The sequence below is a fragment of the Actinotalea subterranea genome, from assembly GCF_008364845.1.
GTDB classification, from domain to species: Bacteria; Actinomycetota; Actinomycetes; order Actinomycetales; family Cellulomonadaceae; genus Actinotalea; species Actinotalea subterranea.
In genome coordinates, this window is sequence record NZ_VTTP01000004.1 from 213,073 (window position 1) to 235,555 (window position 22,483).

At 76.0% G+C, this 22,483-nt stretch carries 18 protein-coding genes; 8 read left to right on the forward strand and 10 right to left on the reverse strand.

Going from position 1 to position 22,483, the window contains the following annotated elements; all coding sequences use genetic code 11:
* The first annotated feature begins 83 nt into the window (after positions 1–83).
* The gene (gene groL / locus FZ988_RS09670) at positions 84–1,718 is read left to right on the forward strand and encodes a chaperonin GroEL (protein WP_149203808.1); all 1,635 of its coding nucleotides are present in this window, start codon (positions 84–86) and stop codon (positions 1,716–1,718) included.
* Positions 1,719–1,843: 125 nt separating this feature from the next.
* Here groL and FZ988_RS09675 read toward each other — a convergent pair whose 3' ends face one another.
* Positions 1,844–2,113, reverse strand: coding sequence for a DUF4031 domain-containing protein (locus tag FZ988_RS09675; protein ID WP_149203927.1), 270 nt, complete (start codon positions 2,111–2,113; stop codon positions 1,844–1,846).
* A 221-nt stretch (positions 2,114–2,334) separates the two neighbouring features.
* On the opposite strand from FZ988_RS09675, the gene FZ988_RS09680 reads away from it, so the two are divergent.
* A complete protein-coding gene (locus tag FZ988_RS09680) occupies positions 2,335–3,069 on the forward strand; it encodes a hypothetical protein (RefSeq protein ID WP_149203809.1) in 735 nt (244 codons plus the stop codon).
* Positions 3,070–3,135: 66 nt separating this feature from the next.
* Here FZ988_RS09680 and FZ988_RS09685 read toward each other — a convergent pair whose 3' ends face one another.
* From FZ988_RS09685 to FZ988_RS19150, 6 genes are all read right to left on the reverse strand, one after another.
* A complete protein-coding gene (locus FZ988_RS09685; protein ID WP_149203810.1) occupies positions 3,136–3,426 on the reverse strand; it encodes a WXG100 family type VII secretion target in 291 nt (96 codons plus the stop codon).
* A gap of 161 nt (positions 3,427–3,587) precedes the next feature.
* Complete coding sequence (locus FZ988_RS09690) at positions 3,588–4,325, reverse strand: HD domain-containing protein (protein WP_425457966.1); 738 nt, start codon at positions 4,323–4,325, stop codon at positions 3,588–3,590.
* Between the two features lie 171 nt (positions 4,326–4,496).
* Positions 4,497–6,011, reverse strand: coding sequence for a sensor histidine kinase (locus FZ988_RS09695; RefSeq protein ID WP_149203811.1), 1,515 nt, complete (start codon positions 6,009–6,011; stop codon positions 4,497–4,499).
* Positions 6,008–6,748, reverse strand: a complete 741-nt coding sequence (locus FZ988_RS09700) for a response regulator transcription factor (protein ID WP_149203812.1) — start codon at positions 6,746–6,748, stop codon at positions 6,008–6,010. Before FZ988_RS09700 ends, FZ988_RS09695 begins: the two co-directional genes overlap by 4 nt.
* Positions 6,749–6,862: 114 nt before the next feature.
* Positions 6,863–7,588 carry a PspA/IM30 family protein gene (locus FZ988_RS09705; RefSeq protein ID WP_149203813.1) on the reverse strand — a complete coding sequence of 242 codons (726 nt, stop codon included), beginning with the start codon at positions 7,586–7,588 and terminating at the stop codon, positions 6,863–6,865.
* Positions 7,589–7,651: 63 nt separating this feature from the next.
* Positions 7,652–9,778 (reverse strand): TPM domain-containing protein, encoded by a 2,127-nt coding sequence (locus FZ988_RS19150; protein WP_281287176.1) that lies wholly within the window; start codon positions 9,776–9,778, stop codon positions 7,652–7,654.
* A 186-nt stretch (positions 9,779–9,964) separates the two neighbouring features.
* Between FZ988_RS19150 and FZ988_RS09715 the strand changes: the two genes are divergently transcribed.
* Complete coding sequence (locus FZ988_RS09715) at positions 9,965–10,762, forward strand: type 1 glutamine amidotransferase (RefSeq protein WP_149203814.1); 798 nt, start codon at positions 9,965–9,967, stop codon at positions 10,760–10,762.
* An 81-nt stretch (positions 10,763–10,843) separates the two neighbouring features.
* Here the strand turns inward: FZ988_RS09715 and FZ988_RS09720 are convergent, their stop codons facing one another.
* From FZ988_RS09720 to FZ988_RS09730, 3 genes are all read right to left on the reverse strand, one after another.
* Positions 10,844–12,487 (reverse strand): DNA repair helicase XPB, encoded by a 1,644-nt coding sequence (locus FZ988_RS09720; protein ID WP_149203815.1) that lies wholly within the window; start codon positions 12,485–12,487, stop codon positions 10,844–10,846.
* Positions 12,488–12,562: 75 nt separating this feature from the next.
* A complete protein-coding gene (locus tag FZ988_RS09725; RefSeq protein WP_149203816.1) occupies positions 12,563–15,136 on the reverse strand; it encodes a helicase-associated domain-containing protein in 2,574 nt (857 codons plus the stop codon).
* Between the two features lie 116 nt (positions 15,137–15,252).
* Positions 15,253–15,852 (reverse strand): TetR/AcrR family transcriptional regulator, encoded by a 600-nt coding sequence (locus FZ988_RS09730; RefSeq protein ID WP_149203817.1) that lies wholly within the window; start codon positions 15,850–15,852, stop codon positions 15,253–15,255.
* 161 nt (positions 15,853–16,013) lie between these two features.
* On the opposite strand from FZ988_RS09730, the gene FZ988_RS09735 reads away from it, so the two are divergent.
* The 5 genes from FZ988_RS09735 (at position 16,014) to FZ988_RS09755 (ending at position 22,469) form a co-directional block, all read left to right on the forward strand.
* The gene (locus FZ988_RS09735) at positions 16,014–16,355 is read left to right on the forward strand and encodes a hypothetical protein (RefSeq protein WP_149203818.1); all 342 of its coding nucleotides are present in this window, start codon (positions 16,014–16,016) and stop codon (positions 16,353–16,355) included.
* A 121-nt stretch (positions 16,356–16,476) separates the two neighbouring features.
* On the forward strand, positions 16,477–16,860 hold the full coding sequence (locus FZ988_RS09740) for a cold-shock protein (RefSeq protein ID WP_149203819.1): 384 nt from the start codon (positions 16,477–16,479) through the stop codon (positions 16,858–16,860).
* A 1-nt stretch (position 16,861) separates the two neighbouring features.
* Positions 16,862–17,824, forward strand: coding sequence for a DUF3027 domain-containing protein (locus tag FZ988_RS09745; RefSeq protein ID WP_149203820.1), 963 nt, complete (start codon positions 16,862–16,864; stop codon positions 17,822–17,824).
* Positions 17,821–21,240: an HSP90 family protein gene (locus FZ988_RS09750; protein ID WP_149203821.1), complete on the forward strand. Its 3,420-nt coding sequence runs from the start codon at positions 17,821–17,823 to the stop codon at positions 21,238–21,240. The genes FZ988_RS09745 and FZ988_RS09750 overlap by 4 nt, the downstream gene beginning before the upstream one ends.
* Entirely contained in the window at positions 21,237–22,469 is a 1,233-nt protein-coding gene (locus FZ988_RS09755) for an MFS transporter (RefSeq protein WP_246169381.1), read from the forward strand. The genes FZ988_RS09750 and FZ988_RS09755 overlap by 4 nt, the downstream gene beginning before the upstream one ends.
* Positions 22,470–22,483: the final 14 nt, after the last annotated feature.

Consider the following 22,483-nt stretch of genomic DNA (forward strand, 5'->3'; position numbering starts at 1 on the left):
GCGGGACGTGACCGCCTCGGGCCCGGGCCGTCCGTCGCGGGCGCCACGTCCAGGACACCGCCACAACCGGAGGATCATTCCGAATGGCCAAGATCATTGCCTTCGACGAGGATGCCCGCCGCGGTATGGAGCGGGGCATGAACGCCCTGGCCGACGCCGTCAAGGTCACCCTCGGTCCCAAGGGCCGCAACGTCGTGCTCGAGAAGAAGTGGGGCGCCCCCACGATCACCAACGACGGTGTCTCCATCGCCAAGGAGATCGAGCTCGAGGAGCCCCTCGAGAAGATCGGCGCCGAGCTCGTCAAGGAGGTCGCCAAGAAGACGGACGACGTCGCTGGCGACGGCACCACCACCGCCACCGTGCTCGCCCAGGCGCTCGTCCGCGAGGGCCTGCGCAACGTCGCTGCCGGCGCCAACCCGATCGCCCTCAAGCGCGGCATCGAGAAGGCCGTCGAGGCCGTCACCGCGCAGCTGCTCACCGCCGCCAAGGAGGTCGAGACCAAGGAGGAGATCGCCGCGACCGCGGGCATCTCCGCCGGGGACCCGGCCATCGGCGAGCTCATCGCCGAGGCGATGGACAAGGTCGGCAAGGAAGGCGTCATCACGGTCGAGGAGTCGAGCGCCCTGGGCCTCGAGCTCGAGCTGACCGAGGGCATGCGCTTCGACAAGGGCTTCCTGTCGGCGTACTTCGTCACCGACCCGGAGCGCCAGGAGGCCGTCCTCGAGGACGCCTACGTGCTGCTCGTCGAGTCCAAGATCGCCAACGTCAAGGACCTGCTGCCGCTGCTGGAGAAGGTCATCCAGTCCGGCAAGCCGCTGTTCATCGTCGCCGAGGACATCGAGGGCGAGGCCCTCGCCACCCTCGTCGTCAACAAGATCAAGGGCACGTTCAAGTCGCTGGCCGTCAAGGCCCCCGGCTTCGGCGACCGCCGCAAGGCGATGCTCCAGGACATGGCCATCCTCACGGGCGGCCAGGTCATCTCGGAGACCGTCGGTCTCAAGCTCGAGAACGCCGGGCTCGAGCTGCTCGGCCAGGCGCGCAAGATCGTCGTCACGAAGGACGAGACCACGATCGTCGAGGGCCTGGGCGACGCCGAGGCCATCGCGGGCCGGGTCGCGCAGATCCGTGCCGAGATCGAGAACTCCGACTCGGACTACGACCGTGAGAAGCTCCAGGAGCGTCTCGCCAAGCTCGCCGGTGGCGTCGCCGTCATCAAGGCCGGCGCGGCCACGGAGGTCGAGCTCAAGGAGCGCAAGCACCGCATCGAGGACGCCGTCCGCAACGCGAAGGCTGCCGTCGAGGAGGGCATCGTCGCCGGTGGTGGCGTCGCGCTCATCCAGGCCGGCAAGCTCGCGTTCGAGCAGGCCGACATCCTCGGGCTCGAGGGCGACGAGGCGACGGGTGCACGCATCGTGCAGCTCGCCGTCGACGCGCCGCTCAAGCAGATCGCCATCAACGCCGGCCTCGAGGGCGGCGTCGTGGCGGAGAAGGTCCGCAACCTCCCGTCGGGTCACGGCCTCAACGCCGCGACCGGCGTGTACGAGGACCTCCTCGCCGCGGGCGTCAACGACCCGGTCAAGGTGACGCGCTCCGCGCTGCAGAACGCGGCGTCGATCGCGGCCCTGTTCCTGACGACCGAGGCTGTCGTGGCCGACAAGCCGGAGAAGCACGCGCCGGCTCAGGGCGGCGACGGCGGCATGGGCGGCATGGACTTCTGATCGGCTCCCGGGCCTCGGCCCGGTCCGGTCATCGCTCCTGACCCCAGCAGTCCAGCGGCGGGCGTCCCCTTCGGGGGGCGCCCGCCGTTCGTCGTCCCCGGCCACGTGTGCCCGGGTCGTCTGCCTCAGGCGCGGCGGTCCCGCGACGTGACGCGCAGGCCCGAGGCGCGCAGGCGTCGGACGAGCTCTCGGGTGCCGACGACTGTCGCACCGAGGGCGACCAGCTCCTCGTAGCGGTCCGTCGGCACGTCGTAGTGGTCGAGGTCGAAGGCTCGACGCGGGAGACCGGCGCGCGCCGCGAACGCGTGGAGCTCCTCGAGCGACGTGTCACTCACGAGGTGACCCCAGACGGTGCCGTGGCGCGGCCACAGCGGAGGGTCGAGCAGGACGGTCACGGTGCGCTGCACCTCCCTGCCTGTCTCGTCGGGCACCCCGCCGCACGGGGCCGTGGACATCCGGTGATCCAACCACGGCGCGCCCGCGCGGGCGCCTCGCGGGATGAGTGCGCCGGCGTCCACGACGCACGTATGTCGCGTCCACGGCGCACGTGTGCAAGGTCAGGCCGCGTCGGGACACGAACCGGGTGGGGCCGTGCAGGCCGTCGGGGAGGTGCGCCGTGGGACGTGTGAGCGACCGTGCCGCAGCGACGACCGTGGGCGTCGTCGCCGTGGTGGTCCTCGTCGCGGTGGGCGTGCACGCGCGCGTGACCGCCTCGCCGCAGACACCGTCCCCGCCCGCGCAGATCGCTGACGGCGGCCCGGACTGCCTTGCGGACGACGTCCTCGCGGGCGTGCTGGGCAGCCAGGTCAGGACCGGCCGCCAGGCGCCGAGCGCCGGCAGCGTCCCCGTCGGGTTCGAGCCCGTGCAGGTCGTCATGTGCCGTGGGCCGGCGTTGACGCTGCTCGAGCCGGTCCCACCGGTCGTCGTGCCGGACCTGGTCGGTCCGTCGGACGGTGCGCAGGTCGACCTGTCCGACCAGCTCGGCGGGCGGGCGGGCGCAGACGGTGGGCAGGTGGACGCGGACCCCGGTCTGGCGGGTGCGGACGGTGGCGGGCAGGAGGCGCCGACCCCGACGGACGTCCTCACCGTCCTCGAGGTGACGTTCGAGGGCGACCTCGCGCCCCTGCTCGTCGCGCTCGCGCGTCCGTCGGACCCGGTTCCGCAGGACCAGGCCTGCCCGGCGATGGCGGAGCTCCAGCCGCAGATCTACCTCGTCGACGCGGCCGGGAGGGCGGTCCGGCCGCAGTGGCCGGTGACGGCCTGCGGGTTCCTCCACGAGGGGGCGTGGGCGTCGCTCGACGGGCTCGTCGAGGTCGGGTCGACCGTGCGGACCCACACCACCGAGAGGTGACGGCGGCCACCCGGCGGACGCCGAGGGGTGACGGCGGCCACCCGCCCGGGCGGCCGCCGTCGGCGCTCAGCGCAGGAAGAGCCGCGAGGCCTGCTGCTCCGCGTCCGCGTAGTGCTGCGCGGCGGTGCCCAGCGACGCGGTGATCTGGTCGAGGCTCGCCTCGACGTGCTTCTGGGTCGCCGACCAGTCGGCCAGGACCCCGCCGAACGCCTCGGCCGCGCTGCCGCGCCAGCCTGCCTGGAGGTCCGTCAGGTGCCTGAGCAGCGCGGCGACCTCCGTCCGGATGACGGCGACCGACGTGCTCGCCGCGGCGCTCGCCTGGGCGACCTGTGCGCTGTCGACCTCGTACCTGCTCATGCGTCCTCCTGGGTCCTGGCCGGCGTCGGGCCGGCCTGTGCTCGGAGGTGCCGACGCTAGGGAGCCGAGGGACGGCGCGGGCCGTGCGGCCGTCGCGCCTGGGGACGGACGGCGCGAGCGCGGGGGCTGTGGACGAGAGGGGCCGTCCAGGGACCCGCCGCTCAGGCGCCAGGTGCTGCGGTGCCCCTGTCGGCGCCGGACGTGACCGATGCCGCGTGCGCGTCCGTCCCGTCGGGCCGGCTCGTCGCCGTCGCGCGGTCGACCTCGATGCGCGCGAGCTCCTTCTCGAGCCGGTGGAGCTCCGCACCGACGTTCTGCCGGGCGGACTCCTCCCAGGCGGCACCGAGCGGGCTCGCGAAGAGGTTCTGCCGCTCGGCGAGGCGCCGCAGGATCTTGATCCGGGCGCGGACGAACTGCTCGACCGGCAGGTGCGCGTACTCGGCGCGGACCTCGGCCAGGTACGCCTTGTACTTCTGCGGCTCGGACGCGAGCATCGCGAGGTCGGCGTCGCAGAGCACCGCGCAGTCGAAGTCCTCAGGCGCCGGCGCGTGCCGGGCGAGCGCCTCGACGAGCTCGACGACGCGCTGGACGGCGTGCTCCGGCAGGCCCAGGTCGACCAGCTCCCGCCGCGCCAGGGCGGCGCTCGCGCGCTCGTCCTCACCGCCGCGGTGCGCGTAGGAGGCCCGCTCGGCGGCGTCGAAGATCGCACCGTGGTACCAGGCGGCGAGCCGCACCAGGTCCGGCTCGTGCGTCTCCTCGGCGAGCTCGTCCACGCGTGCGAGGACGTCCGTGAGGTGTCGCAGGTTGTGGAAGTGCCTACCGGGCTCGGACCACCGGTCGAGGAGCGCCTCGCCGACCTTCTCCACCTCGTCCCGGGATGCCGTCGCTCCGGCTGCCACACAGGCCCGTGTCCAGGCCGAGATCAACCACTGGGGTGCGTCACTGACGCCCATCGCCGTGCCTCATCGTGTCGGGGACAACGAGTCGCAATGGTAGACCCGCCACCACGGTGCTGCCGCCCGGCGCACGGGTGCGTGGTCGCGGGGTGGGACGGGTGCCCGCCGACGGTCTCAGGGCTGGGTCGACGCCGCTGCGCCCGGGCCGCCCGGCCCGCCCGGTCCGGGTCCCGGAGCGGGCGTGGCCCCCGGGAGCGTCACGCGCACTGTCGTCCCGCCGCCCGCCGTGCGGTCCACCTCGACCGAGCCGCCGTGCGCGTCCACGATCGCGGCGACGATCGCCATGCCGAGGCCCGCGCCGCCGGAGTCCCTGCCCCGTGCCGCGTCGATCCGGTAGAAGCGCTCGAAGACCCGAGCGGCGTGCTCCGGCGGGATCCCGGGCCCGTGGTCCCGGACCTCGATGCGCACCTGTGCCACCCCGTCGGCCCGGGGCGTCCCCGCGACGGGTCCCACCGCGAGCTCCACGGCCGTCCCCGCCGGTGTGTGCTGCACGACGTTGCCGACCAGGTTGTTCACGACCTGCCGCAGCCTGTCCTCGTCGCCGAGGGCGACGGCACCGGCGATCGACGCCCGGCCCGGCAGGGGCTCGATCCGCACGGGGCGCGTCGGGTCGAGCGCGCGCAGGTCGGCGACCGCGTCGCCCGCGAGCACGGCCAGGTCGACGGGCTCGTGCCGCAGGGTGCGCCCCTCCTCGAGGCGGGCGAGGTGCAGCAGGTCCTCGACGAGGGTGCCCATGCGCTTCGCCGAGTCCTCCATGCGCGCCATCGTGCGCGGGACGTCGTCGGGCCCCGTCAGCGCACCCATGCGGTACAGCTCGCCGTACCCGCGGATCGTGGCCAGCGGGGTGCGCAGCTCGTGGCTCGCGTCGGCGACGAACCGGCGCATGCGCTGCTCCGAGGCGGTGCGCACGGCGAAGGCCTGCTCGATCTGCGTGAGCATCCCGTTGAGGGCGACGGCGAGGCGGCCCACCTCGGTGCTGGGCTCGGCGTCGGGCACCCGACGGCTCAGGTCCCCGTCCGCGATCGCGGCCGCGGTGTCCTCGATCTGGCGCAGGGGCCGCAGGGAGTGCCGCACGCCCCACGAGCCCGCGAACGCGCCGAGGCCGACGACCGTCGCGCCGATGACGAGCAGGACGGTGCGCATGCGCTCGAGCGTCGCGTGGGCCGACGTCATGGGCAGTGCGACGGCCACGGAGCCGACGACCTGCGAGTCCTGGGTGACCAGGGGCCGGGCGAGCACGCGCCACGTCACCTCGCCGTCCGTCGAGCTCACGGTGAAGCCCTGGCTGTCGAGCTCGAGGACCTCGGCGGCCGTCAGGGCGGGGATGTCCGGGGCCGCGTCGGTGCCCACGGACGCCGCGCGCTCGTCGAGCACCTCGCCCGACGTCGAGAAGACGACGGCCTGGTACTCGCTCAGGTCGTGCTCGCCGCCGATGCCCGTCTCGCGGCTCGGGTTCCGCTCGATGTACTCCTCGGCCGCGGTGTAGAGCTGCTTGTCGAGCTGGGTCACGAGCGACTGGCGCAGCAGGGTCAGGGCCGCGACCCCGCTGAGCCCGAGGCCGACCACCAGGAGCCCCGCGAACACGACGGTCAGCTGGGTCCGCAGGGGCAGGCGGGACCAGCGCCTCATCGCGTCCCCGGTGCGCGGCGCAGCACGTAGCCCACGCCGCGCTTGGTGTGGATGAGCGGCTCGGGGTCGGGGCCGTCCTCGCCGGCCGGGAGACGGTCGATCTTGCGTCGCAGGTAGGAGATGTAGGACTCGACGATGCTGCCGTCGCCACCCCAGTCGTACTGCCACACGTGGTCGAGGATCTGGGTCTTCGACAGCACGCGTCCGGCGTTGAGCATGAGGTAGCGCAGGAGCGCGAACTCGGTGGGGGAGAGGTCGACGGGCCGTCCCGCGCGTCGGACCTCGTGCGAGTCCTCGTCGAGCTCGAGGTCCTCGTAGCGGAGCACCGAGGTGTCCGCCGCGGCGACGGCGCTCGTGCGGCGCAGCACGGCGCGGATGCGCGCGACGATCTCCTCGAGGCTGAACGGCTTGGTCACGTAGTCGTCGCCGCCGACGGTCAGGCCGGTGACCTTGTCGGCCGTGTCGTCGCGCGCCGTGAGGAACAGGACGGGCACCTGCTGGCCGCGCTCGCGCATGCGCCGCGTCACGGCGAAGCCGTCGAGGTCGGGCAGCATGACGTCGAGGACCACGAGGTCGGGCTCCACGTCCTTGACCAGGGCGAGGGCCGAGGTGCCGTCGGCCGCGGCGTGCACCTCGAACCCCGCGAAGCGCAGCGAGGTCGTCAGGAGCTCACGGATGGTCGGCTCGTCGTCGACCACGACGAGCCGGGCCTCGGGGGTGCGTGCGGCATCGGCCATGGGTCCAGTGTGGTCCCCGTGGCCCGGCGCGACCTGGACGCGGGCTGGGAGATTCCTGTGAACCCACGGTGCGCAGGGCCCGACGCCGGGCGGCGCCGAGCCCTGCCGCGACCGTCAGGCGACCGGGCCGCCGGCCTTGAGGGCCGCGAGGCGTGCCTCGATCTCCACGGCGCCGGAGTCGGCCTCGAGCTCCTCGAACTGGGCGTCCAGCGACGACGCCGCAAGCTCCTGCTGACCGGCGACGCGCGCCTCTTCGCGACGCACCTTCTCCTCGAACCGCGCGACCTCGCTCGTCGGGTCGAGCATGTTGATCGAGCCGATCGCGTCGTGGACCTGCGCCTGGGCCTCGGCGGACTTCGCCCGCGCGACGAGCTGGTCGCGCTTGGAGCGCAGCTGCTCGAGCTTGTCCTTCATCTGGACCAGCCCGTCCTTGAGCTTCGCGACCACGTCCGTCTGCGAGGCGATCATCGGCTCGGCCGAGCGTGCCTCGCCCTCGAACGCGATCTGCTTGCCCAGGGCGACCTTGGCGAGGTTGTCGAACCGGTCCGCGTCCGCGGCGTTGCCGGCCGCGCGGAGCTGGTCGGCCTTGGTCGACGCGGCAGCCGCCTTGCGGCCCCAGTCGGCGGCGGCTGCGACGTCCTCCGCGTGGTCGGCCTCCGCGAGCCGCAGGTTGCCGATGGTCAGGGCGACGGCGTCCTCGGCCTCGGCGATCGAGTTCGTGTAGTCGCGGATCATCTGGTCGAGGAGCTTCTCCGGGTCCTCGGCCCGGTCGATGAGCGCGTTGATGTTGGCCTTCGCGAGCTGGGCGATGCGGCCCAGGATCGTCTGCTTCTCAGCCATCGGTGGTGCCTTCCCTGTGTGTGGTCGGACGAGCGGGTGGGCTGTGGGGCGTCGGTGGGCGGGTCAGAAGCGGCCACCTCCTCCGCGGCGGCCGCGGCTGCCGCCGCCGCCGAAGCTGCCGGCGGACCGGCCGCCGGACCGCCCGCCACCGAACGAGCCGCCGAACCCGCCCGACCGGCCGCCGGAGCGCCCCCCGCCCCCGAACGAGCCGCCGCCGAACCCGCCGGACCGGCCACCCCCGCCGAGGATCTGGTCGAGGATGATGCCGCCGAGGATGAGCGAGCCGGCGTTGCCGCCCAGGCCGCCGGACCCGGGGCCCGGGCCGTAGCCGCCGCCGCGGCTCTGCTCCCACCGGCTCACGTCGGCCTCCGCGAGCTGCTGCGCGGCTGTCGCGAGCTGCTCGGCCTGGCGGGCGAGCCCGAGGGCACGCACCGGGTCCGCGCCGGCTGCTCCGGCCTCGTGCGCGAGGCGTGACGCCTCGGCGAGGCGGGTGCGGGCCTCGGCGCCGACCGCTCCGCGACGCGTCTCGATGAAGTCACCCACCGCGCGGATCTGCGAGCCCACCCGGCCGAGGACCTGCTGGACCTGGTCGCGTGCGCGTTCGGCCTGGACGGCTTGCTCCCGCGCCGGGGCGAGCGCCGCGTCGAGCGCCGCCTCGGCCTCCGTCAGGCGCCGCAGGGCCGCGAGCGGGTCACCGCTGGTCCGCTCGGTGCGCGCCGTCTCGAGGGCGGCCTGCGCCGCCGTGACAGCACCCGCCACGACCGGGTCCCCGGGAGCCAGGCGCGCGGCGTCGGCGACGTCGGTGGTGAGGGAGGCGATGCCTGCGTCGATCCTCGTGCCGGCCTGCGCGAGGTCCTGGCCCGCGCGGGCGACGGCGTCGAGCAGCGTCACGGCCTGGGCGACGGCGTCCTCGGCGGCGCGCGCGAGCGCCACGGCCGCACCCCTGTCCCGCTCCACCTCGCCCCTGCCCTGCGTCACGCCGGCCCGTGCGGCGTCGAGGAGCCGACGTGCCTGGTCGACGTTGCCCGACACGGACGCGAGCGCGCGGGGCCGGTACGTCGTCGCGAGTCCCGCCAGGGTCGCCTCGGCGGCGGGCAGGCGGCCCTGCACCTCGACGGCGCGGCGGTCGGTGTCCTCGAGCACCTCGGGTGCGCGCGCCTGGAGGTCGCGGAGCTCGTCGAAGGCCTCCGTCTGCTGGTCGAGCGCGGTGTCCGCGCGCTCGCAGCGGCCGAGGATCTCCAGGAGCATCGCGCGGCGCTGCTCCTCGCCCTCGGGCACGGAGTCGTCGAGCTGCTGGCGCAGCGTGAACGCGGCGGCGACGTCCTGCTTGGCGGCGGCGATGACCTGCTCGAACGTGCGGGTCGCCTCGATGCCGAACTGGGCCTGGGCGAAGCCGAGCTCCTGCTCCGAGGTCTTGAGCGCGTCGTCGATCGCGACGAGCGCGCGGCTCGCGCGGCGGTTGAGCTCGTCGGTCGGCAGGGCTGCGGCGCCCTGGGCCCCCGCAGCCCGGGCACCCCCCGCCTGACTGCTGCTGCCGCTGCGCCGGAAGGAGCGGATGACCAGGACGAGCACGATGACGCCCGCCCCGACGAGGAGCCACGTGAGGAGCGAGCCGGCACCGCCCCCGCCGGTCCCGGTGCCCGTGCCGCCGTCGGCCGCGTCCTGGTAGCCCTGGGCGGCGGCGATCGCGGCGTCGGCCCACGCGCTGGCGCGCAGCTCGGGCTCGATGCGCTCGCTCGACACGGCCTGCAGCTGGTCGTCGCTCAGGGCGATCGCGTCGTCGACCGAGACCCCGTAGGCGCGGTCCTCGACGGCGACGGCGAGCAGCAGGTCGTCGGTGCCGAGGCCCGACCGCGTGGCGCTCTCGTTGGCCCAGTCGAGCGGGTCGGCGCCGTCGAAGCTGTCGACGAGCACGACGAAGAGCTGGTACCGCGTGGTGTCGGCGAGCTCGTCGAGCGCTGCCTGCACCTCGTCGGTGCGGTCACCGAGCACGCCTGCGCTGTCCGTGATCTCGTCCTGCGCGACCACGGGCGGCTCGGCTGCGGCGGGCGTCGCCAGCAGGCCGACGGCGAGCGCGGCGGCCATGGCCACGGTGCCGGCGACGCCGAGGGCCCCGCCGATGCGGCCCGGTCGGCGTGAGCGGTGCGGGCCGGGCTCGGACGCCGCCGGGAGACGCAGGGGGTGGGCCACCCCTTGATACTTGACCACCTCCACCCCACCCGCAACGGCCAGGGCGTTGCCCGGCACCGTGCGCGGCGGACTCACAGGAGCCGCCCAGCCGGCGTGAGGGCGCGTCGGGCGCGGCCGGTGTGGCGTGCGTGACGTCGGGCCCTTGGGCTCGCTCGACCTGACCGCGCTCCCACTACAGTCCTACGCGTGATCCTCACCGTCATCGAGCAGACGCCGACCGCCCCGCTGGACCGGTTCGCGGCGTGGCTGCCGACCCCCGCCGGGACCGCCCCCGAGGCCGCGCTGACCGTGCACGTGGTTCGGGCGTGGGACGGCGACGCCCTCCCCGTCGACGCCGCGCACGTCGGCGACGGCCTCCTCGTGCTGGGCGGCGAGGCGAACGCGTACGACGACACCGCCGCGCCGTGGCTGCCGGCCACGCGCGAGCTCCTGGCGGACGCGGTGCGCTCGGGCGTCCCGACGCTCGGCGTGTGCCTCGGCGCCCAGCTCCTCGCGGTCGCCGCGGGCGGGAGGGTCCAGGTCGCGGCACCTCCCGGGCGCGAGGCCGGCGTCATCGACGTCCACCCGCGGCCCGACGCCGCGCGCGACCCGCTGCTGGGCGGCCTCGCGGCCGACGTCCCCGCCGACCACCCGCTCGCCGGGGGCGTGCTCGCCGCGATGCCCTCGATGCACGCGGACGCCGTCGTCGACCTCCCGCCGGGCGCGGTGTGGCTCGCGTCGTCGCGGCTCTACCCGTACCAGGCGTTCCGGGTCGGCGAGGTCGCGTGGGGCCTGCAGTTCCACCCCGAGACGTCCGTCGAGACGTTCGCCGGGTGGGCGCAGACCACGCCCGACGTCGACGCCGAGGCGCTCGTCGCGCAGTACCGCGACCGGGCCGACCAGGTCGAGGCCGGCGGCCGGGCGATCGCGCAGCGGTTCGCGCAGATCGTGGTGCGCCGGGCCGCCGGGCTCCCACTCGACGCGGCGCTCGCGGCGACCCGCTGACCCCGCGCCCCCGGCTGTCACGGGCGCCGGCGAGGCGCGCCGGCCGGCGACCCGCACCGGCCGTCGACCCCGCGTGACGCCTCAGCCCGCGACGAGGTCCTCCGCGTCGATGATCCGGTACGCGTAGCCCTGCTCGGCGAGGAACCGCTGGCGGTGCGCCGCGAACTCCTGGTCGACCGTGTCACGTGACACGACCGCGTAGAAGTGCGCCGTGCGCCCGTCGGCCTTGGGGCGCATGATCCGGCCGAGCCGCTGCGCCTCCTCCTGGCGTGACCCGAACGAGCCGCTGACCTGGATGGCGACGGCGGCCTCCGGCAGGTCGACCGAGAAGTTCGCGACCTTCGAGACGACCAGGCGTGTGACCTCGCCCGTGCGGAACGCCGCGAACAGCCGCTCGCGCTCGCGGACCGTCGTCGCACCCGTGATGAGGGGCGCGTCGAGGTGGTCGGCGAGGAGCTCGAGCTGGTCGAGGTACTGGCCGATGACGAGCACCTGGTCGTCGGGGTGCCGCGCGACGAGCTGCTCGACGACGCGGTTCTTGCCCGCGGCGCTCGCGGCGAGCCGGTACTTGTCCTCGGGCTCCGCCGTCGCGTAGGCGAGGCGGTCGCCGTCGGGCAGCGTCAGCCGGACCTCGACGCAGTCGGCGGGCGCGATGTAGCCCTGGGCCTCGATGTCCTTCCAGGGCGCGTCGAACCGCTTGGGCCCGATGAGGGAGAACACCTCGTCCTCGCGGCCGTCCTCGCGCACGAGCGTCGCCGTCAGGCCGAGCCGGCGACGCGCCTGGAGGTCGGCGGTCATCCGGAAGATCGGCGCGGGCAGCAGGTGGACCTCGTCGTAGAGGATCAGGCCCCAGTCGCGCGCGTCGAGGAGCTCGAGGTGCGTGTAGACGCCCTTCCGGCGCGTCGTGAGGACCTGGTACGTCGCGATCGTGACGGGGCGGATCTCCTTGCGGGCACCGGAGTACTCGCCGATCTCGTCCTCGGTCAGGCTCGTGCGGCGCAGCAGCTCGTCGCGCCACTGCCGCGCCGAGACGGTGTTGGTCACCAGGATGAGGGTCGTGGTCTGGGACTGGGCCATCGCGCCCGCCCCGACGAGCGTCTTGCCCGCGCCGCAGGGGAGCACGACGACGCCGCTCCCGCCGTGCCAGAAGCTCTCGACGGCCTGGCGCTGGTAGGGCCGCAGCGACCAGCCGGTCTCGTCGAGCTCGATCGGGTGGGCCTCGCCGTCGACGTAGCCCGCGAGGTCCTCGACGGGCCAGCCGAGCTTGAGCAGCACCTGCTTGAGGTGGCCGCGCTCGCTCGGGTGGACCACGACGTCGTCGTCGTCCAGGCGCGTGCCGAGCAGGCCCGCGGTCCGGCGCGAGCGCAGGACCTCCTCGAGGACCGCGCGGTCGAGGGCGTGCAGCACGAGCCCGTGGACGGGGTGGCTGAGCAGCTGGAGCCGGCCGTACCGCGCCATCGTCTCGGCGACGTCCACGAGCAGCGAGTGCGGCACCGGGTAGCGCGAGTACTCGAGCAGGACGGCGACGACCTGCTCGGCGTCGTGCCCCGCGGCACGCGCGTTCCACAGGCCGAGCGGGGTGAGCCGGTACGTGTGGACGTGCTCGGGCGCGCGCTCGAGCTCCGCGAAGGGGGCGATCGCGCGGCGGCACGCGGCCGCCGCCTCGTGGTCGATCTCGAGCAGGAGCGTCTTGTCGCTCTGCACGATGAGCGGGCCGTCAGTCATCTGTCTCCTCGGCGGAGGGTCCGCGGTCCCCGGCGGGGGATCGGGTCATGCTGGTGGGGCGGGCGGCGGCTCGGCTCATGCGGGCGCGACGCCCGCGATGCGGTGCACCGCCACGGTCAGCTCGGCCTCGCGCTCCGCGTCGACGGCGCGCACGCGGCCCTCGTCGACGCGCAGCGGGCGGACCCGGCGTCGCGTGGTCGTCCCGGCGGGCCCGACGATCTCGAGCCACACCTCGCGTCCCTCGGCCGCCGCCTCCCGCAGGAGCGCCAACGCCAGGACGGGGTCGGGTGTTCCCGATCCCGTGCCGCCGTCCGGGCCGTCCCCGTCGCCGGTGCCGTCCGGGCCCTGCGTCCCGCCGCGCGCGATGACGGCGTTCTCGGCCTGGTCGGCCCGCAGCAGGTCCTTGGCGACGCGGCGCAGGCGACGGTCACGGGCCTCCTCGGCCGACGGTGCCTGGCGAGCGGCGGTCCCCGGCTGGGCGCGTCGCTGGCCGCGGGGTGCCCGGACGCGGTGCACGTCGGGCGCGGCGACCACGACGGTGCCCGTGGCGTCCTCCGTCACGGGGGCGAGCCCGCGCTCGCGGAGCGCGGCGAGCAGCGCGACGGGCGGTGCCTGTGCGGCGATGACCGTCGGTGCGAGCCGCACCAGGCCGAGGGCGCGCAGGGACCGGTCCTCGACGAGCCCGGCGAGCAGGGCGGGGTCCTCGGCGCGCAGGTACGACGACGCGACGCCGATGCGCACGCGCCCGTGGCGACGCGCCACGTCGAGCACGAGGTACTCAAGGGGCTGCGGCACCCCCGTGCGGGCGTGCCGCGACAGCTCGGCGAGCAGGTCCTCGGCGGTCCGGCCGAGGTCGAGCGCGGAGCGGATGCTCGCCTCGGTGAACCGCACCGTGAGGCCCGCGCCGCGCGACTCGACGTGGGCCATGCGTTCGAGGACGTCGGCGAGGGCGGGCGAGGGCCGCCCGGGGACGATCCCGGTGAGGTCGCCCTGGAGCAGCACCTCGTCGACCGGTGGTGGCAGCTGGCCGGCGAGCGCGGCCGCGGGGGTGCGGGCCGGGCCGGGGTCCGCCCCCGGCCCACCGTCGCCGCCGCCGGGGTGCGCACCCGCGACCGCGTGCCCGTCGCCCCCGCCCGGGTGCCCGGTGCCGCCGTCCGCGTGCCCGACGACGAGGGCGCGTGCCGCGGTGCTCGTCGCGCCGGCCCCGAGGATGCCCAGCAGGCCCGCCTCGGTCAGCACCGCCTCGACGGCGTGCAGGGGCGGCGCGGATCGCGGCGAGCGCCAGCGCAGCACGTCGTGCACCTCCTCGGCCGCGAGCCCGGCCGGCAGGGACTCGGTGCCGGCGGCGGCGAGGACCTCCAGGACCGTCCGGCGCAGCCGGGGCGCCCAGGGCCTGCGGGTCTCGGGGTCGAGCGCGGCACGCAGCCCGCCGCGCTCGTCCCGGGTGCCCACGAGCCAGGGCGCGCGCTCGGACGCGAGCCACGCCTCGACGAGCGCCTCCCAGCGCTCGGGGAGCTCGAGGCGGAGCCAGTCGTCGGCGGACGTGGTGGGGGCGAACGAGGGCGGGTCCTCGCCGTCCTCGGCGACGAGGCCCGCCGAGCCGGCGACCTCGACGACGAGCGCGGCGACGGCGTCGGTCACGTCGAGGCGCGCGGCGAGCCGGCGCAGCTCGCGTGAGCCCAGCCCTCCGGCGCGCAGCACGGGCGGGGGCTCGGCGCCCCAGGCGGCGACGGTCGCGGCGACGAGGCGGACGGCGTCCTCCGCGGCGCGTGCGGACTCGGCGTCGACGGTCGCGAGCGGGGTGGACCGGCCGTGGGGCGACGGTGCGAGGGGCGGCTCGCGGTGCGTGCGTCCCGCCCGGAGCGCGAGCGCGACCTCGCGCGGGAGCACGACGTGCTGCGGGTCGCCGACGGCGAGCAGGCCGTGCCGCAGGAGCCACTCGACGGCCGCTCGGCCCGGCCCCTGGTCGTTCCCGGCGGCGGGGGAGCGCCCGACGGGCGGTCCCCAGGCGAGCGCGTCGAGGACGGCTCTCGCCCCGGGTGGCGCGTCCGCGAGCAGGCGCTGGGCCGTCTCGGGGTCGGCGAGGTGCGCCGCGAGCGCCTCGACCGTGGTCACCGCTGCGTCGGGCTCGGGGGCACCGACGTCGGCGGTGAGGCCCTCGAGGGCCTGGGGCGCGCGCCGCGCGAGGGTCGCGACGAGGCGCGGGCCGAGACCGGCCGGGTAGGGCCCGAGGGCGTCCTCGAGCCCGGGAGCGGGGTGCACGAGGGTGCTCGACGGCGTAGCGGAGCGGCCGCCCGTGCGGGGCGCGTCCGGCTCGGTCCACAGGAGCGCGAGACCCAGGGCCTGGTCGACGGCGCGTGCCGTGGTGTCGAGGTCCCCACCGGTCGCGTGGGCGAGCCGGGGCAGCGGGACGCCCGACGGGTCGGGTGCCCCCGCGACGCCGTCGAGCGCGAGGACGGCCTCGAGGACGGTGAGCACGCCGGCGTCGACGGTTGCGAGGGCCCGCTCGACGCTCCCGCGGTTCGCGACTCGGGCGGCCAGCGAGCGGACGGAGGCCGGCGGCGGGGACGCCAGGTCGGGGCGTGCGGCCAGCAGCGCGGCGAGCCCGTCCTCGCCGCGTGCGCGCAGGTGCTGCGTGAACGTGGCCATCCGCACAACGATACGCAGCGTGCGGGGTCGTCCGCGCCGCCGACCGTGCCACCGACGCTGCCGCGGACCGCGCCACCGACCGCTGGGCCGGCCGCCCGGGGCCGCGCGCGTCCGGCTCAGCGCGGGCCGTGGGCCAGGCGCTGGATGCCGCCGACGGCCATGACGGCCGCGAGGTCGGCCTCGCGGGCGGCGTCGTGCCCCGCCTCGACGCGTGCGATGCAGTGGTTGACCAGGGCCATGAGCAGCGCGCCGACCTGCTCGTCGCGGTCGTCCGGGACGCCGAGGGACCGCGCGGCGTCCAGGAGCGGGCGTGCCGTGTCCTGGTGGCCGCGCATGAGCGAGGCGCGCACGGCCTCGGGCAGCCGCACGCCGGCGAGCGCCGCGGCGAGCCGGTGGTTGCCCTGGGCGGCGCTCGTGGCGGCCGCGGCGAAGTACAGGCGGACGAGGTCCTCGGGGGAGTCCGTCTCGCGCGTCGTCTCCTGGAGGGTGCGGTGCCAGCGCTCGAAGCCGTCGACGACGAGCGTCGCCAGGATGTCCTCGGCCGAGGAGAAGTAGGCGTACACCGAGGGGCGGGCGAGGCCCGTGCGCCCGGCCACGGAGGCGACGGTCACCGCTGCCCCGCCCCGCTCGAGCGCGAGGTCCTCGGCGGCGCGCAGGATCGCCGCGCGCTGCTTGGCGCGGTGCTCGGCGACGGTGGGCTCGGTGATCCTGGGCATCGGACGGTCATCATGGCGCACCGGTCGGGTCCGCACGGGGCTGTGCGGTCCGCCGGTGCTGACGTGCGCCTAGGATACCGACAGGGCTGTCGACAAACGTCGCCCTCCTGCGTCGGCACCGGCCCGCCGCACCTCGACCCGTCTCGACCCTGGGAGCCACCGTGGAGATCCTCAAGAACGTCGCCCTCGTCCTGCACTTCGTGGGGCTCGCGAGCATCCTCGGGGCCTTCATGGTCCAGATGAAGGCGCCGACGAAGCGGATCGACGCGGCGATGTTCCACGGCGCGCTCACGCAGCTCGTCACGGGCCTCGCGCTCGTCGGGATCAACGAGGCCCTGGGCGCGGACGTGAACAACCCGAAGGTCGGCACCAAGCTCGTCGTGCTCCTGGTCATCACGGCCCTGGTGTGGCGCAACCGCAAGGCGCAGAGCGTCTCGACCGCCGTGTGGGGCGCCGTCGGCGGCCTCACGCTGCTCAACGTGGTCGTCGCCGTCTTCTGGTGACGGGCGCCGCGCGGCCGGGCAGCACAGCCACGGACCGCGCGCGAGCAATGGTGGGGACCAGGGTCGGCGGCGGCCGGTAGCCTGGTCCCCGTACGTTTCCGACGATCCGTCAGGGGTTCTGGTGCCAACCGGCAAGGTCAAGTGGTTCGACGCCGAGCGCGGCTTCGGCTTCATCGCCAGCGACGAGGGCGATGAGGTGTTCCTGCATGCGTCCGCGCTGCCTGCCGGGTCGGCCTCCCCGAAGCCCGGGACCAAGGTCGAGTTCGGCGTGGCCGACGGCCGCCGGGGCCCGCAGGCGCTGTCCGTGACGGTGCTCGACCCGCTGCCGTCCGTCGTCAAGGCGCAGCGCAAGCCCGCGGACGACATGGCGGTCATCGTCGAGGACCTCATCAAGGTCCTGGACTCGGTCGGCAACGGCATGCGCCGCGGCCGGTACCCCGAGAAGGCGAAGGCGACCCAGGTCGCGACCCTCCTGCGCGCCGTCGCCGACGACCTCGAGGCCTGAGATGGCCACCGTGACGAAGGACGCCGTGCTGGCCTCGGCCGTCGACGCCGCGCGCGCCGCGGCCGAGCAGGTCGCCGAGCGCCCCGAGCTCGTGGGCGAGTACCTCGGCCTCGTCGTCGAGGGCGAGCGGCTCGTGTCGCACCGGTTCGCGACGACGGCGCCGGGCTACCGCGGCTGGCACTGGGCCGTGACCGTCGCGCGCGCGCCGCGGGCCCGCACGGCGACCATCTGCGAGATCGACCTCCTGCCGGGCGACGACGCGATCCTGGCCCCGCCGTGGGTCCCGTGGTCGGAGCGGCTGCGCCCGGGCGACCTGGGCCCCGGCGACGTGCTGCCCTACCTGGCCGACGACGACCGCCTCGAGCAGGGCTACGAGGCCACGGGCGAGGCGGACTCCGACGAGCTCGCGCTGTTCGAGCTGGGCCTCGGCCGCGAGCGCGTGCTGTCGCCGTGGGGCCGCTCCGAGGCCGCGCGCCGCTGGTACGCGGGCTCCCACGGCCCGATGGCCCCCACGGCCGTCGCCGCGAGCGCCCCGTGCTCCACGTGCGCGTTCCTCGTGCTGATGGCGGGCTCGCTCCGCACCGAGTTCGGCGTGTGCGCCAACGAGTGGTCGCCCGACGACGGCCGGGTCGTGAGCATGGACCACGGCTGCGGCGCCCACTCCCAGACGGACGTCGCCGCCGGGCCGAGCGACTGGCCCGACCCCGCGCCGATCGTCGACGAGATGGACCTCGAGATCGTCAAGCTGCTCGACGACGAGGCCCAGACCGCCGCCGCCGCTGAGCCGGAGGTGCCCGAGGCCGGGACCCCGGTCGACGCCGAGCCCGACGCACTGGAGGCCGGGACCCCGGTCGACGCCGAGCCCACGGTCGCAGCCCTGCCGGTCCCTGAGGCCGAGGTGCCGACGGACGCGGTGGGTACGGACGAGCCGGTCCAGCCGGAGCCGGTCACCGACGAGGAGTGACCGCGGACCCGTTCGGCACGGCGCGCCTGCGCTCCGCCGTCCTGGACGCCTGGTCCGCGAGCCCCGCACGCTTCCGGGAGGACGCGAACGCCGAGGAGGACCACGCCCGCGGGTACTACCGCGACCGTGTGGTCGTCGAGCTCGCCCAGAACGCGCGGGACGCCGCCGCACGCCGCGGCGTCCCCGGGCGGCTCCTCCTGCGCCTGCGCACCACGCCTGACGGACGCGGCACGCTCGTCGCGCTCAACACCGGCGCTCCCCTGGACGCCGACGGCGTCGCGTCGCTCGCGTCCCTGCGCGCCTCCGCCAAGCGCGACGCCGACGCGACGATCACGCGGGGCACTGCGGGCACTGCGGGCACTGCGGGCGCTGGGGGCGCTGGGGGCGCAGGCGCCATGGGCACCGTGCCCGCGGTGGACACCGGCACAGTTGGTCGGTTCGGCGTGGGGTTCGCCGCCGTCCGCGCCGTCGCCGACGAGGTCACCGTCGTCACCCGCGCCGACGGATCCCCAACGGCACCGCCGGCCCACACGGCCGTGCACTTCTCGGTCGCCCGCACGGCCGAGGCGCTGCGATCCGCCGCCCCGGCCCTCGCGGCCGAGGTCGCGCGGCGCGGCGGCTCGCTGCCGGCCCTGCGCCTCCCGTTCGCAGGACCCCACGAGGGCGTCGGCGGCGACGTGCTCGAGGGCGTGTGGGACACCGCCGTCGTCCTGGAGCTGCGCGACGCGTCCGCGGTGCGCGCCGTCCGTGACCAGCTCGCGGCCGTGGGCGACCCGCTCCTCCTCGCCCTCCCGGGCCTCGACACGGTCGAGGCCGACGCGGACGGCGACCTCCGCGTGGTCGCCGACGTCCGCCGCCGCTGGGTCGTCGCGACGCGCTCCGGCCTGCTCGACACCTCGCTCCTGGCGGACCGCCCGGTCGAGGAGCGTGACCGCCGCGCCTGGCAGGTGACCTGGGCCGTCCCGCGCCCGACGGGCGGGGAGCTCGCACGTGCGACGACGGCACCGTGGCCGGCGGTCGTGCACGCCCCGACGCCCACGGACGAGCCGTGCACCGTGCCCGCGCTGCTCGTCGCGACGTTCCCGCTCGACCCCGCGCGACGCCACGTCGCCCCGGGTGGCCTGACCGACGCACTCGTCGGGCACGCCGGCCGGGTCTGGGTGGACCTGCTCGAGGCGTGCCGCGACGCCGGCGAGGACCCCGCACCCGACCCGCTCGACCTCGTCCCCACGGGCCTGCCCGCGGGCGCGCTCGACGCGGCCCTGCGGGAGGTCGTGGTCGAGGCGAGCCGCACCGCCCCCGTGCTCCTGCCCGTGGACGGCGGCCCCGCGTTCGCCGCGCGAGACGCCCTCGTGCTGGACGGTCCCGGCGCCGACGACCGCGCCGTCGTCGAGGCCGTCGGGGCCTGGGTGCCGAACCTCGTGGACCTCGACCCCCGGCACCGCACGCTGGTCGGTGTCCTGCGCATCGCCCGCACGGACCTCGCCGACGTCGTGCACGGCCTGCCGACCCTGGAACCCGCCCGCCAGCGCGTGCTCTACGAGGCGTTCGCGCACGCCGACGCCGCGACCCTCGAGCAGCTCGCGACCCTGCCCGTGCCGCTCGTCGACGGGCGCACGGTGCGGGGCGCGCGCGGGCTCGTCCTCGTCGACGCGGACGTCCCGGCTGACGTCCTGCGGACCCTCGCGGCCTGGGGGCTGCGCATCGTGGACCCGGGCGCGGCGCACCCGGTCCTCGAGCGTCTCGGCGCGACGCGCGCCGGCGTCGCAGGGCTCCTGCGGCACCCGGTCGTGCGGCAGCAGGTCCTCGACGCCGACCCCGACGAGCCGGACGACGAGCTGCCGGGCGACGAGCCCGTGGCCGAGGTCGTGCTCGGGCTCGTGGGTGCGGCGCTCGACGCCGGCGTCCACCTCGACCCGGCGCCCTGGTGGGGCGAGCTGCTGCTGCGCGCCGACGACGGCGACATGGCACCGGCGCGCGGGCTCGTGCGGCCGGGGTCGGACGCGGCGCACTGGTTCGACCCCGACGTTCTGCCGGAGGTCGCCGCGGACCTCGTCGAACGCTGGGGTCCCGCGCTCGATGTCGTCGGCGTCCGCAGCGGCCTCACCGTGGTGCGCCTCGGTGCCCCTGCGGCGTCGGCGCGGACCGGCGCGCACCCGGGCGCGGGCGCCGGGCCGGAGGCCACGGGTCCGGGCGAGCGCCTCGAGGAGGACGACGAGCTGCTGACCGAGGCGCTCCCCGGCTGGGACGGGTACGTCGCGCTGCTCGAGGACGCGGGCGTCGAGGACGTCACCGAGCTGGAGCTCCTGGCCGTCGCCGACCTCGACGCGGTGCGGCCCGAGCGGTGGGTGGACGTGCTGGTCGCACTCGCCTCGGGCGACGCGCGACGCGCGCTGCTCCAGCGGGTGCGTCCGCCCGACGCGCGGCGCGCACCCGGTGGCCTGCCGTCGTACACGGCGTGGTGGCTGCGCGAGCGTTCGGGTCTCGGCCTCGGCCGACCGTTCCTCGCCGAGGCGTCCGAGCGCGCCACCGACGGGTCCCGCCCAGGCCCCGACACCTCCGAGCGGCCCGCCCACGGGTCCGGCCGGGCCGCCCGCGCGGACGCTCAGGTCGGCGTGGTCGCGCTGCTCGGGCCACCGCCCGCCGTCCTCGCGGGCCTCGACGACGCGGTGCTGCGCGCGCTCGGCGGCGTGACGTCGGTCGACGCGCTGCCGGCGGCGGACTGGCCGGCCGTGCTCGACGTCCTCCCGCCGGTCGGTCGGCCCGTCGACGCGGTGACCGCGACGCAGGTGTGGCGCGGGCTGGTGCGGGTCGCCGACGAGGGCCTGGAGCTCGACGTGGACCGGCTGCCCGCCATCGTCGACGGCGCGCCGACGATGGTCGCGGCCGAGGACGTCGCGGTGGGGTCGCCGATGTGGGCGCAGCTCGCGTCGGTCGGGCCCGTCGTCGTCGTCCCGGACGGTGCCGAGGCGGGCGTGGCCGACGCGTTCGACCTCGAGCTCGCGAGCGAGCGGACGTCCGGGCCGTCGGTGGACCACGGGGCCGACGACGCGCGCGTGGTCACGACCCCCGCCGTCGTGCGCGCCGCCGTGCCCGGTGTGCCGGAGCGCTGGGTCGAGCACGAGGACCTGCGGGTCGACGGCCAGGAGGTCGAGTGGTGGGTCGACGCGTCCGGTGAGGTCCACGCGGCGACCACCGCGGGCCTCGCACGCGGCCTCGCCCACGTGGCCGGCTGGTCGCACCGCCACCTGATCGGCGCGCTGCTGACGGACCCGGGGGCGCGTGACGCCGCGCTGCTCGACGCGGCCGGTGATGACGCACGCAGCGTGGGCGACGCTCAGGACGCCACCCCGGGCGACCGCGCCGGGGACGCACCCGGCCACGGCCCGGGGCGAACGGTCGGGCCCGTCGCGTGAGGCGCCGCCGCCTCCTGCTCGGGGTCTACCTCCCCGTCATGGTGTTCGAGGTCGGGATCGGCGCGATCCTGCCGGTCATCGCCCTGAGCGCGACGCGGCTCGGTGCCTCGCTCGCGGAGGCCGGGCTGGTCGTGTCGCTGCTCGCCGTCGGGCAGATCGTCGGAGACGTGCCCGCGGGCGCGGTGGCCGCGCGCCTGGGTGACCGGCGGGCGATGCTCGTCGCCGCGATCGCCTCGGTCGTGGTGCTCGCGGGTGCGGCGCTCTCGACGGAGCTGTGGGCGTTGGCGACCTGCCTGCTCGTCCTCGGGGCCATCAACGCCGTGTTCATGCTCGCGCGCCACTCCTACCTCGCGGAGACGACGCCCGTCCTCGAGCGCGCCCGCGCCCTGTCGACGCTCGCCGGGCTCCAGCGCATCGGCACGTTCCTGGGCCCGTTCCTCGGCGCGGGACTCATGCACCTGTACGGCCTGCGTGCGGCGTGGTGGCTCGCCGTCGCCACGTCGCTCGTCGCGGCGCTCGTGGTCGCGCTCGTGCCCGACGGCGACCACACGGCCCGGACGGGCCCGCGTGTGCCGGCCTGGCAGGTGCTGCGCGAGCACCGCCACGTGTTCGCGACCCTCGGGCTCGCGGTGCTCATGGTCGGCGCGGTCCGGGGCAGCCGCCAGACGGTGCTGCCGCTGTGGGCCGAGCACCTGGGCCTCTCGCCGGCGACGACCAGCCTCGTCTTCGGGCTGTCGGGCGCCGTCGACATGCTGCTCTTCTACCCGGCGGGCCGGCTCATGGACCTGCGCGGGCGGCTGTGGACCGCGATCCCGTCGATGCTCGTGCTCGCCGTGGGGTTCGCGCTGCTGCCCCTGAGCTCCTCGGTGACGACGATCGCCTGGGCCGCGATGCTCATCGGCCTGGGCAACGGCATGGGCTCGGGCATCCTCATGACGATCGGCGCCGACGTCGCGCCACCGGCCGTGCGCGCGCAGTTCCTCGGCATCTGGCGCCTGTGCCAGGACGCGGGCGGTGCGGCGGGTCCGCTCCTCGTGGCGGGCGGTGCGGCGCTCGGCTCGCTCGCCGCGGGCATCTGGGCGATGGCGGGCGTGAGCGTCGCGAGCGCCGCAGGGCTGGCGCGCTGGGCCCCGCGGTTCTCGGCGCACGCGACGCGGGGGCCTGGTGCGCCGGGTGAGCAGGGTGCGCCGGGTGAGCAGGGTGCGCCGCCGACGGCAGCGGACGGCTGACGCAGGGGGTGCGG